8 protein-coding genes are annotated in these 12219 nt (G+C 55.9%); 7 read left to right on the top strand and 1 reads right to left on the bottom strand.

The features are described 5' to 3' along the window. Positions 1–332: 332 nt before the first annotated feature. From FF011L_RS11650 to FF011L_RS11640, 3 genes are all read left to right on the top strand, one after another. Complete coding sequence (locus tag FF011L_RS11650) at positions 333–1880, top strand: hypothetical protein (RefSeq protein WP_145351078.1); 1548 nt, start codon at positions 333–335, stop codon at positions 1878–1880. 341 nt (positions 1881–2221) lie between these two features. Next, entirely contained in the window at positions 2222–2662 is a 441-nt protein-coding gene (locus FF011L_RS11645; protein WP_246109876.1) for a Dabb family protein, read from the top strand. 168 nt (positions 2663–2830) lie between these two features. Further along, positions 2831–4447: a DUF6666 family protein gene (locus FF011L_RS11640; protein WP_145351831.1), complete on the top strand. Its 1617-nt coding sequence runs from the start codon at positions 2831–2833 to the stop codon at positions 4445–4447. Positions 4448–4453: 6 nt separating this feature from the next. On the opposite strand, the gene FF011L_RS11635 is transcribed toward FF011L_RS11640, so the two are convergent. Next, the gene (locus FF011L_RS11635; protein ID WP_145351830.1) at positions 4454–5668 is read right to left on the bottom strand and encodes a GNAT family N-acetyltransferase; all 1215 of its coding nucleotides are present in this window, start codon (positions 5666–5668) and stop codon (positions 4454–4456) included. A gap of 284 nt (positions 5669–5952) precedes the next feature. On the opposite strand from FF011L_RS11635, the gene FF011L_RS11630 reads away from it, so the two are divergent. From FF011L_RS11630 to hrpB, 4 genes are all read left to right on the top strand, one after another. Next, positions 5953–7239 carry an outer membrane protein assembly factor BamB family protein gene (locus tag FF011L_RS11630; RefSeq protein WP_145351829.1) on the top strand — a complete coding sequence of 429 codons (1287 nt, stop codon included), beginning with the start codon at positions 5953–5955 and terminating at the stop codon, positions 7237–7239. 5 nt (positions 7240–7244) lie between these two features. Further along, entirely contained in the window at positions 7245–8831 is a 1587-nt protein-coding gene (locus FF011L_RS11625; protein WP_145351828.1) for an arylsulfatase, read from the top strand. 77 nt (positions 8832–8908) lie between these two features. Beyond that, positions 8909–9649, top strand: a complete 741-nt coding sequence (locus tag FF011L_RS11620; RefSeq protein ID WP_145351827.1) for an alpha/beta hydrolase — start codon at positions 8909–8911, stop codon at positions 9647–9649. Beyond that, the gene (hrpB, locus tag FF011L_RS11615; RefSeq protein ID WP_145351826.1) at positions 9646–12213 is read left to right on the top strand and encodes an ATP-dependent helicase HrpB; all 2568 of its coding nucleotides are present in this window, start codon (positions 9646–9648) and stop codon (positions 12211–12213) included. Before FF011L_RS11620 ends, hrpB begins: the two co-directional genes overlap by 4 nt. The last annotated feature ends 6 nt before the right edge of the window (positions 12214–12219 follow it).

Here is a 12219-nt window from a genome sequence, read left to right as displayed (position 1 = left end):
AACAAGCTCGCCTAAAACAGGTTTGATACCGGATCAACGGTTCGCCAGCTAATTCAATTAAGGTCAATTTAAAGGCTTGTTTTTGGGGAGAGGGGCTGGGGGAGAGGGGCCGACAGCGTTGGGCAAGGCGTGGCATAATCGGCTGAAATCCGAGGCTTTCACCGCGTCTTCGCTGCAAAATCGCCGCCTGAAAATCTCCCCCTCTCCCCCAGCCTGGACCGTCAAAAAGAAGGCCGTTTTGGTAAGCACGGTAAAAATTTGGATTGGAAGCTGCTACGAACTTTCGTATTGGTTGGTTACGAAATCTCCCAAAGCGAAGGAACGCAACAGCGATGGCATTATTCACAAATTCTCTCGGTCAGTACAGCTCATCTCTTTATGAAACCGCACGCACATTGCTGCGAAGTCGAAATAATCAGGCTGTCAGGGCTGAACGGATCAAACAAGAAAATCGCCAGTTACGAGCTTCTCTTGAGCAGCAGCAGCGATGCCTCGACCAAGCGAAGCACGATCTGCGAGAGGCTCACGCTGAGATCCAATCACTATGCGAGCAACAGCGGCAATGCCGCAACAGAGTTCCAACGCTTCGGGGCGATCTACCATTGCCAGGACATCAATACGGTGCTGCGACGATCGCCTTGTGCTTGAACCTTGCTCGTCGTATCGGCTTTCGACCAGCGGTGTCCGCTCTTCAAATCGTCTTTGAAGCCTTTGGGATCATCAGTAAAATCCCCACGGCAGAAACCATCCGTACATGGGCGTGCCGCGCCGGAGTGGCAGTTCTCGGGGAACCTCCGGAGGAGGCTGACGATTGGATCTGGATGGTCGATCACTCCAACCAAGTCGGACAAGAGAAGGTTTTACAGGTACTCGCCATCCGGGCCAAAGATTTACCGCCGCCGGGTCAAACACTCGCTCGTGAACAACTTCGACCACTGGCCGTTCGCCCGGGAATCCAGTGGAAACGCGACGACATGCGGCAAGTGTATCGCGAGCTTCAGGCGATCCACGGCACGCCAAAATTCTTGCTTAGCGACGGGGCGGTAGAACTACGTGAGAGTGCGGATGTACTGCAAAACGCAGAAAGATCAACCATCGTACTGGGTGATTTCAAGCACTTCGCCGCCAATGCATTGGAGCGAATTTTGAAAAGCAACGATCGCTTCCAAAGCTATCTGAGCTGGTTAGGCCGCAGTCGCTCTACGGTACAACAGACCGAGCTGTGTCACCTCACACCGCCAACGCTCAAGACCAAGGCTCGCTTCATGAATCTTGGACCAGTTCTGCGTTGGGGACAGATGTTGTCCTACCAAGCGTCGCATCCGCGGTCGAGGTCTCGGCAAGGTGTCACAGCAAAACGCTTCAATGAAAAATTCGGTTGGATTCGTGGCTATCGGGAGGACTTGTCGATTTGGAGTCGATGCCAAAGGGTTATTCAGATCGGCCTGCGATTGATCAACCGAGAAGGGCTCGCTCATGGAACAGCGAAGAAACTTCGCAAGGCGTTTGAAGACGAATGCCAAGATCAGCCAGCATGTGAAGTATGTGACAGATTAATCGAAACGCTCATCGAATTTGTGCTGGCTAACGAATCGAAGCTAGCCACGCGAGATCGCGCCTGGTTATCAACCGAAAACATGGAGTCAAGTTTCGGCGCATTTAAACAACTCGAAGGTCAGCAGAGCAAAGGCGGATTGACCAGTTTGGTATCGGCGATGCCGATGGTGCTTCGTCGCTGGGACGCTTCGTCAGTGCGTACGTGTCTGTCGTCTATTTCAACCAAGCAAATGCGTGCCTGGGTGGAGGATAATCTTGGTCAGACGCTTAATTCGAAACGACGGATCGCCTTTGCCGAAGCATCCCTGGAATCTCTCGGGTAGTGCAAAATGCAGCACCAAACCATTTTTGACAGTCCACCCCCAGCCCCTCTCCCCCAAGCAAGCTCCACTAAATCAAACAAAGAGGCAGAGATTACGTAACGAGCTAGCAGAGATTTCTTCCGCAACAAAGAGCTCGCTTAGGGGCGAGGGGAGCCAGACTTTCTTCATTTATTCACCGCACGGCTCGCGCCGTTCCGCTAGGAAAAGCCGTGGCGACATCTTCCGCTTTTTCCGGCTTTGGCGAAACTTGGGCGACAAACCAGATGAACTGGAACGCTTGGTTGGATAGAATAGGGGCACCTCTTCCCCATCCCACCTAAATCGCACAAGAGACTCCCCCGATGAATCGACGTTTGACGGTTATTGCCACCACCCTCGCCCTCGTTCTGCCAGCCGTTTTCGTGCTGAATGCGTTCATGCCAACTCAATCGACCGCGAATGCGGCTACGGAAACAGAAACAGAAACCCAAACTCCCTCGCTGCTTCGCCACGTTGTTTTGTTCAAATTCAATGATTCGGCTACGCCTGAGGAAGTGCAGGAGATCGTTACAGCTTTCGCTAAGTTGCCCGGACAAATCGATTCGATCGTCGACTTTGAATACGGGACCGACAACAGCCCGGAAGGTTTGGCCGATGGATTCACGCATTGCTTCACTGTCACCTTCAAATCGGAAGAGGGCCGCGAAAAATATTTGCCTCATCCAGCCCACAAAGCTTTTGTCAAAATTTTGCAGCCTCACTTGGAAAAAGTGCTGGTGGTCGACTATTGGACAAAGAAATAGCCTGCAAAATACTGGCTGAAGTTACCGATTCGGTAATTTATTCCGGTTAGGGGAACTTTTCTAATGTTAACGACTTTGCCGGCCGATAGACGTTTATAAGGAACCGACTGCAGGTTCCCGAGCACGTTCATTTAGAGCGTTATTGATAACGTCAAAAGGGTGAAGTCGATGGAATGGCTTTCGCGAAACGGATTGAAGATCGCTACTCGTGGATGCTGGGGATGTGCATTTGCTCTCCTCACTGGGATTGCTAGCAGTCACTCGAGTTTTGGCGAGGACTCCTCTTACGCATCGCGTCAAATCGATCTCCAGCATGCGACACCGGTAACCGCAACCCAAAAGGTTCGCTCGGATGCCGATGAGGATCTGATGATTCCTCGGCCGCCCGCAGACGAATCCACGGTCCAACGGGTCGTCTATCGAGATCAGCGAACCAAAGCGGTTCCAGCACCGGCGGTCCGCCGTAAACCGGTTGTCTCTCGGACTTCCCATACAACAAACCGAAACCGCACAACGCGAGCTTCGCAGCCCACGAACAACCAGCCTCAGCCGCTGTTTGGACGTCTCGGTGGCAGCAAGCCAGCCAGCGTTTCACGCCGCCCTTCAGTGGTTCGGCAAGCGGCTCATGGACAACTAAACGCAGCCCCCATTCCCAACGGCCTACAGCCAGCATCCTACTACGGGCAGGGCCCGTCCTGTGGGATCGAAGCATCCTGTGGATGCGACGGCCCGGTTTGCAGCTGCGAACCGGCTTGTGGAGCCGAAGGGTATTGCTCGGGTAGCTGTGGAGGAACTTGTGGCGGAGGACCAGGTGGAATCTTCGAACCCGCTTGCGGCGTCGAAGGTTTCGCGTGTGGCCAACCAGGCTGTGACTCCTGCGGTAGCGCCGTCTACGGTGCATCGTGCGGAGTCGGGCCAGGTTGCGGCACAGCGGAATGTGTCCCTCTGTTTCTGCCAATCCTTCCGATCAACTGGTGTCGATTCGAATTCTTTGCAGGGGTTCAAGGATTTACGGGAGCTCCAAACTTTGCGGCTGGCGGGCTACTGAATGATCGTAGCGGAGCAGGCAGTTTCGGATTTCACGAAGGACTGAACGAAAGCCGCTCGCTGAAACCGATCATCGGAATCGACTGGGGAGCCCAACTCGGTTTCCGAACGACTCAGAATAACCTTGAAAAGACTCCCTTCAGCAATGACCAACGCAACCAAGTCTTCGTGACCGGTGGATTCTTCCGACGCGTCGATTACGGGTTGCAGATGGGAATGGTCATCGATTACCTGAGCGACGACTGGTACTACAACGCCAACCTTGCTCAACTTCGCGGCGAATTCAGCTGGAAGACCGGAACCTGCCACGAATTTGGTTATCGATTCACCGGAGGCGTCAGCGATTCCTCCTCACGTACCGCTCTGATCGACGACACGGGTGCCACCGTGATGGGACTTCTGTCGCTGGAAGCAACCGACCAACACCGCTTCTTTTACCGCCGAGACCTTGGCGGAGACGGTTACGTCGACGGCTTCATCGGCACGACCGACAACGAAGACACACTCTTCGGCATCATCGCATCCACTCCGATGCGTGGCCGCTGGGGACTTCGCGGAGGATTCACCTACCTGAATCCAGGCGACGGCGAACGGACCTTCGGAGTCCACGAAGAGAACTGGAATGTTTCGATGTCGGTGGTTTGGCGACCATGTGGTGCAACCGGCAAGTGCGACGGTTACAACCGGCCACTGTTCAACGTTGCTGACAACGGAACCTTCTTGGTCGACACTCAGTAATAGCGTTTAGTTCAGATTCGCGGTTTCACTTTGGTCCGACGGCAGAATTTTTTCATCGGACTCCGTCGATTCTCCCGTCAGATTGATCTGATCAACCGAGGGGCGGCCAAGCTGATGGCGAACCCACTGCTTGGCATCCCAAGCGGCTTGCCACGCGGCACGCTGGATGGGAGTCGAGCGTGCCGGAGCCAACGCGAACATTCGGATCAACTTCTGAGGCTCCGCTCGCATTCTAGCTTTATACGGTTCGTCCCCACGCATCAGATTCATTGCCAACAAACCGTTCTCGAACGCGTATCGCAGCGAAGACATCGTCATGATATGCCCCGGTTCGATATCCTCGTGGTTGCAGTCCATGCCGGTTGAGTAGTTGTACAAGACGCGGTTTTCCGCCTGGATCTGAAGCTCCACCGCAATCGGTTCTCCCGAGCGGCACAAGATGGGCATCCTGAGTTGATTCTTGCGAAACAATTCAATCGTCAAGTCACCGATAAATCGTTTCATCGCTGGCAGGGCAAAACTGCCGGGCTGACCAACGGCGGTCCATCTTTTCTGATGGATCTTGATGAGCATTTCGGTTGCTTCGACGACTTCCGCTTCGGTTTCCGGAAATTTCCAAGCGAGATCGTCGGTCGATTCAACGCGGAGGCTTCGCTGTCTTGTTTTACGCCGGTTGGTGCGGCTTAGCTGACTGGTGTATTCATCCCAGGTCAATCCATCGGTCGACCGAGCCCAGACGCTCATTCGAGAGATCGCTTGGACGGTGGCTCGGCATTCCTGCAGCCCGCTTGCCAATCCGCCAATGGCGTCGTCCCCTTCGACCATCCCATCCAAATCGATCCGGTCCCAGGCATCTGCTGGCGACCGCGACAGTTCGCCCACCCCGATCCCGATCTGACGCCCCAGTTCCAAACGATCGACATCCAACGAACTTAGGACGGATACAAAATCGGTGCAGGCGGCTCCTTGGCCTATCGCCGACAAAACCGAGCGTCCGCGGTGGCGAAATCGATAAAGGGGCAAAACCGCAACCAAATTCTGATTTTCGTCTCGAGCGGTGACGAGGTACGGTTCGGCGGACGGTCCCAAATCCTCGGCAAATGCGTTCCACCATGTCCGCAGCCAATGCGATTGACGAAACGGGATTCCGCCACTGATGGCATCCCATTGATCCGAGTTGTCGAGCAAGGCAAAATCGTTTTCGCGTTCTATCGTAAGCACGTCTTGGGGTCCTTCAGGGGGCTATTTCCAAGAAACTGTAGGTCAGAGCTAAGGGAGCCTCACGTCATCGGGGATGGTTGGCTAAAATCGTCTGAATTCCTGCGATATCGGACCGCTACCATCGCTACGATCCGCACGGCGAAATGATCATCCGCACGGCGAAATAATGCGAAATGACAAACCGCACAGCGAAATTCCGGGATAATAGGACCGCTTCTTTGGGTCTTGGATCTAAAATAAGTTGCTCCCCTCCAAACCATTCCCTACCCGAACAAGGGCCCACGATGCGACTTCTTCCCCAAATCCGCTTCTGCGGAGTGCTGATTCTTCTTCTCGCCTGTGTCCCATTGCTGGCGGCAGAACCCGCAGCGGATTCGACGCAGTGGCCTCGTTTTCGCGGCCCAGGTGGCAATGGTTACCTGCCTCAAGCGTCGATCCCGGACCAGTGGGATGCCGACGACTACGACTGGCAGTTCGATTTCGGCTCACGCGACGTCGGCAGCCCAATCGTCCAGGGTGGCAAGGTTTTCCTGCTGGCAACCAGCCCCGACAGCAAAAATCGCAAGGTCGTTGCGATCGATTTGGCTTCAGGCCAATCCCTCTGGGAGCGTTCCTATCCAATCGCGCCCTATCACACACACAGCCGCAACACTTACGCCAGCAGTACCCCGGCGGCGAATGACACGCACCTGTTTGTCGCCTGGGGAGAACCGACTCAGACCATTCTGAAATGCTTCACCCATGATGGTGAGGAAGTTTGGACACGGAATTTTGGCAGCTGGGTCAGCCAACACGGCTTCGGCACCTCACCGGCGCTGATCGGAGACCTCCTGGTCTTTTTTGATTCCCAACAAGGCGGCCAACTTCCTGCAGGCGTTCCGCCGGGGCAAAGCCGAATGATTGCGGTTCAACCCGCGACCGGCGAAACCGTCTGGGAAACCCCGCTGACGACAACCCGTGTTTGCTACGGAGTCCCCGCACTCTACGCACCCGCCGGTGGCAAAAAGCAGATCGTTGCCGCCAACACCGGCGACGGCCTGTTTGGATTGGATTATGCAACAGGAAAGAAACTGTGGAACGAAAAGGTCTTCTCCGCACGCTGCGTTAGTTCACCCGTGGTCGCTGGCGATTTGATCGTTGGCACTGCAGGAAGCGGAGGCGGCGGAAATCACTTGGTCGCCGTACGCCCAACGGGCGACTCCGCTGCCGAGGTCTACCGAATCACTCGTGGTGCCCCGTACGTACCGTCGCCCGTTGTTGCCCAGTCATCGATGTTCCTCATCGACGACAAAGGTTTTGCTTCGTGCATCGACGCCGCCACAGGGGACGTTCACTGGATGAAACGCGTCGGCGGAAACTACGGCGCGTCTCCATTGGTCGCTGGCGATAAACTACTCGTGATCAGTCTGAACGGCGAAGCAACCGTGTTGGCTGCGAAAACGGAGTACGCAGAAATCGCCAAATTCGATTTGGGCGGTCCCGTCGGTGCGACTCCGCTACTTAGCGATGGCCGACTATTGCTCCGCATCGGGAATCGCCTGTGCTGCCTAAACGTCCAATCGGGATCTTAAATCGGATGTTACCTTTCGCTATTTCGCTGCCACGCCGATTGCTAACGCTGGGCCTGCTGGCGCTGACCGTTTCATCGTCATTCGCCGACGACCGAACGCCGCCCAACGTGCTGTTGGTGATGGTCGATGACCTGGGCTTCAGTGACCTCGGCTGCTATGGCAGTGAAATCGAAACGCCTCATCTGGACCGCCTGGCAAACGCCGGCATCCGCTACACCCAGTTCTACAATACGGGCCGTTGCTGGCCGACAAGAGCATCCCTGCTGACCGGTTTTTATCCACATGCCGTCCGCAGAGATCAAGTTCCGGGAATTAAAAGTGGCGGTCGCGGGCAGCGTCCGGAATGGGGCAAGCTGCTCCCCAGTTATCTCTCTCAAGCGGGCTACCGTTCCTACCACAGCGGAAAGTGGCACCTGGATGGCAAACCGCTTCAAACGGGTTTCGACCGGTCGTACTATCTCCAAGACCAGGGCCGATTCTTTAGCCCTCAAACTCACTTTAAAGATGACGTCAAACTGCCCGCGATACCGCGGGATTCAGGTTTCTACGGAACGACCGCGATCGCGGACCATGCCATCGAGTGCCTACAGGAACATGCAGAAGAGCATGTCGACGCTCCATTCTTCCACTACGTCGCCTTCACGGCTCCACACTTTCCGCTGCACGCCCTCCCGGAAGACATCGCTAAATACGAAGGCAGGTATGACGAAGGCTGGGAAGTGGTTCGTGCTGAACGCTGGAAACGGATCCAAGCACTTGGTTTGGTAAACGCTCCGATCTCAGACGTCGAGCGTCAGTTGGGGCCCCCCTACCCTTTCCCCGACGCAATCGAACAACTTGGCCCCGGCGAAATCAACCGGCCGGTTCCCTGGGACGACCTAACAGCCGAACAGAAACAATTCCAGGCCACCAAGATGACGTTGCATGCAGCGATGATCGATCGTGTCGACCAAGAACTTGGCCGCATCTTCGCTCAACTGCGCGAAATGAATGCCTGGGAAAACACGTTGATCTTGTTTCTCTCGGATAACGGAGCGAGCGCCGAAATCATGGTCCGCAATGATGGGCATGACCCTCAAGCCGCCCCCGGGTCGGCCGCTTCGTACCTATGCCTTGGCCCCGGCTGGTCGACCGTTTCGAACACCCCATTCCGCCGCCACAAAACGTTGGTTCATGAAGGTGGCATTTCGACGCCCTTGATCGTTCATTGGCCGGCAAGAATCAAAGCGGACGATCCTCTCCGCCATGATGTCGCGCATGTGGTCGACATTTCTCCAACCATCTTAGACGTCGCCGGAGTTCCCCTGCCTAGCGAGATTCCAATGCCATTGCCGGGACGAAGTTTACAGGCTAGCTTTTCGGCCGACCAAAACCCTTCCCTGACGCGTTGGTGGTTACACGAAGGCAACCGAGCGATTCGGATCGGGGACTGGAAATTGGTCGCTTCCTCCGGCGAAGCTTGGGAACTGTACGATTTGGCAAAAGACCGTGCCGAAACGAATGACCTAGCCAAACAAGACCCGCAGCGCGTCTCGGAAATGGCAGACAAGTGGGAACGGCTCTGGCAGCAACAGCAAGCCGCCGCACAATAGGCGAGCGAGCTGCGATGCGAGCTGAGCTTTCGCTTTCCGCTCCCTTAACCTTCTTTCTACCTCGACCCCGAAAAAGAATGATGCAGGCATACGAAACGAAACTGGGCCCTCTGAACTGTATTGTTATCGATGGAGAGCAGCCCGCTTCGGTTGGGGTCGTGGTTTGCCATGGCTACGGTGCACCTGGCGAAGACCTGGTTCCCCTCGGAGCCCAATGGGTCGATCTGTTAGGGGAAGATGCAGAACGTTGCCGCTTTGTTTTTCCTGCAGCCCCATTTGACCTTGCCGACCTGGGCATGCCGATGGCTCGCGCCTGGTGGCCGTTGAATATGCAACGGTTGATGGACGCCATGGACGCCGAACAATTTGATGAACTTCATCAACACGAACCGGCCGGTTTAGATGTCGCCCGCAAGGCACTATCCGAAACGATCGAGGCTCTTGTAAAAACCTTAGACGGCCCCAACCCGTCGCTGATCCTGGGTGGTTTTTCGCAGGGTGCGATGCTGGCGATGGATACCGCTCTTCGCGGAATCGACAAACCGCCAGCGGTTTTGATGCAGATGTCCGGCACGTTGATCTGCCAACCGATCTGGGAACCGTTGCTGTCGACAAGACTAGCGAATACCAAAGTGCTGCAAAGCCATGGAACCAGTGACCCCATCCTTCCCTACAGCAGCGCCGAAGCACTCTACCAGCTGCTCAAGAATGCCGAACTAGACGTTCGCTTCATGTCTTTTGCTGGACCGCACACCATTGGTCCCGACATGAATGACGCCCTGGTTGCCGAGATTCAAAAACAACTGCAGGCAACATGACCCGCATCCCCAGCAGTCTTCCCATTAACGAAGTCCTCTCGGACATCGTTGCGGCGTTAAAAACCAGCGGAACCGTCGTCATCAAAGCGCCTCCGGGTGCCGGCAAGACAACGGGCGTTCCGATCGCGATGGAAGAGGCCGGTTTGATCACCAGCCGAATCCTGATCGCCCAACCGCGGCGTCTGGCCGCTCGCTCCGCCGCGGCAAGACTGGCCGACCTGATGGGTAGCCAAATCGGACATGACGTTGGATACCAAGTACGTTTCGACCGGCGTTGGCGAAGCGACACAAAAATGGTTGCAGTCACCTACGGCATCCTGTTGCGCCAGCTTCAGGCCGATCCGTATCTGGAAGGCATCGATGCGGTCCTGCTAGACGAATTCCACGAGCGAGGTCTGGAATCGGACCTTTCCCTTGGCATGCTGTTGCGATTAAAGCAGACGGTCCGGCCCGACCTGAAACTGATCGTGATGAGTGCCACGATGGCCCCGCAGCCGATCGCCGATTTCCTCAGCCAGGACGGCGCCGCAGTCGATGTGGTGGAGAGTGAAGGAAGAAGCTACCCCGTCGAAATCCGCTATGCCAAAAAGTGGGACCGCAGCACCATCGAGGAACAAGTTGCCGCGGCGTTACCAAGCGTGCTCCGAGCAACGCCGGGACATCTGCTGGTGTTCCTTCCCGGCGTCGGGGAAATCCGGAAAACCGAAACTCTGATCCGGCAATTGCCAGAAACACGCGGCGCCGAAATCCTCCGCCTGTATGGGGACCTGTCTCCCGACAAACAAGACCGAGTCCTCCGCGAAAGTCGGCAACGAAAAATCGTACTTTCAACCAATGTCGCGGAAACATCGGTCACGATCCCCGGGATCACCGCCGTCATCGATAGCGGGGCCGCGAGGGTCATGCGTTACGACCCCGATGTCGGTTTTCCCCGATTGCAGATCGAACCTATTTCCATGGCGGCGGCCGATCAACGCGCCGGACGTGCAGGACGAACCGAAGCGGGAATGGCTCAGCGATTGTGGACGCAAGCGACTCATCGCAGCCGCCCCGAATTTGATACTCCAGAAATCCTTCGCACCGATTTAGCCGGAGCGGTGCTGCAACTGGCCGGCTGGGGTGAACGGAGTGTGGCCGATTTCCCTTGGCTGGATGCTCCATTCCCCGAAGCGGTCGCGACGGCCGAATCCCTGCTGAAAAGCCTGGGTGCCATCGACGACGCTGGGATCACTCCGACCGGGCGACGAATGTTGCGTTTGCCGGTTCATCCCCGACTAGCACGCCTACTGATAGCAGGCGAAGAATTTGGGATCCCAAAACGTATCGCAGTCACCGCAGCCATGCTGAGTGAACGCGATCCGTTTCGCCGCGGCAGTGGGCCTCCGAAAACCGTCCGAGGAAAAAACCGAGGCAACCACAACCTGCTCGATAGCCGATCGGACATACTTAACGCCCTGAATCGTTTAGAAAAATACGCAGACGGCGCCGAAGACCCTCAAGCAAACGAAGCAGCGGCCAGACACATCTTCCGTGTTGCCGAGCAGTTGGCAGGGATGCTGGAAGGGGGAAAGGGAAAACAGGAATCGAATGCAGAAGATTCCGATATCGCGATCATGCGAGCCCTGCTGGCCGCCTATCCCGATCGCTTGGCGAAACGGCGTTCCCGAGGAAGCGACCGAGCCATTATCGGCAATGGACAAGGCGTCAAACTGAGCGGCGAATCAAAAGTCCAGGAAGGGGATCTGTTCTTGGTGATCGACGTCCAGCAGGCAACGGGCGACGCAAAAGTACGGCAAGCATCCATGGTCGAACATGAATGGCTGGATCCCGCTGGTTTTTCGGAACGGGACGAAGCTTTTTTCCATCCCTCCCTGCGACAGATCGCAGCTAGACGACGTTTGTACTGGAACGATTTACTCCTCAAAGAAACGCCAATCGAAAGTGCCGATGACGACCAAAGCCAAGCGTTGTTGCACGAACATGCGATCCGTAACTGGGATCGAATCTTCCCGCAGGAAGATACCGGACTGCAACGCCTGCTCGCTCGCATCCGCTTCCTGCAAAAGTGGAATCCGGAACTTGAACTGCCAGCTCTTGATACCGAATCCCTCCACGCGGTCTGTTTCCAGCTTTGTCGAGGACGAAAGAGTTTCCTCGATTTAGCCAAAGCCCCTTGGCGGGATTTCATCCTGGGAAAACTCTCCTACCAGCAACAGCAAGCCCTCCAGACGCACGCTCCCGAACGAATCAAAGTCCCCAGCGGAAATGAAGTCGCTATCGAGTACCAAGAGGACAAACCGCCAATCCTTGCGGTTCGCCTGCAAGAATTATTTGGATGGGACAAAACACCGTGTGTGGCCAATGGACGCGTCCCGCTGCTGTTACATCTGCTGGGCCCTAACCGCCAGCCCCAACAGATCACAGAAGACCTAGCAAGTTTTTGGGAACACACCTACCCGCAGGTTCGGAAAGACCTACGCCGGCGGTATTCCAAACACCATTGGCCAGAGGATCCGACCCAGGCGCTCGCTTCGCGAAGCGGACTAAAACGAGACAGCCAATAGGCGGGA

The organism is Roseimaritima multifibrata (assembly GCF_007741495.1).
Lineage (GTDB): Bacteria > Planctomycetota > Planctomycetia > Pirellulales > Pirellulaceae > Roseimaritima > Roseimaritima multifibrata.
Note: the sequence above shows the minus strand (reverse complement) of the source record. Positions and strands in the feature narration are given on the sequence as shown.

What these genes read in the sequence shown, in the direction of transcription:
- FF011L_RS11620 (WP_145351827.1), top strand. Translation starts at nt 8,909, where the DNA reads ATGATGCAGGCATACGAAACGAAACTGGGCCCTCTGAACTGTATTGTT.
- FF011L_RS11630 (WP_145351829.1), top strand. Translation starts at nt 5,953, where the DNA reads ATGCGACTTCTTCCCCAAATCCGCTTCTGCGGAGTGCTGATTCTTCTT.
- hrpB (WP_145351826.1), top strand. Translation starts at nt 9,646, where the DNA reads ATGACCCGCATCCCCAGCAGTCTTCCCATTAACGAAGTCCTCTCGGAC.
- FF011L_RS11645 (WP_246109876.1), top strand. Translation starts at nt 2,222, where the DNA reads ATGAATCGACGTTTGACGGTTATTGCCACCACCCTCGCCCTCGTTCTG.
- FF011L_RS11625 (WP_145351828.1), top strand. Translation starts at nt 7,245, where the DNA reads ATGTTACCTTTCGCTATTTCGCTGCCACGCCGATTGCTAACGCTGGGC.
- FF011L_RS11640 (WP_145351831.1), top strand. Translation starts at nt 2,831, where the DNA reads ATGGAATGGCTTTCGCGAAACGGATTGAAGATCGCTACTCGTGGATGC.
- FF011L_RS11650 (WP_145351078.1), top strand. Translation starts at nt 333, where the DNA reads ATGGCATTATTCACAAATTCTCTCGGTCAGTACAGCTCATCTCTTTAT.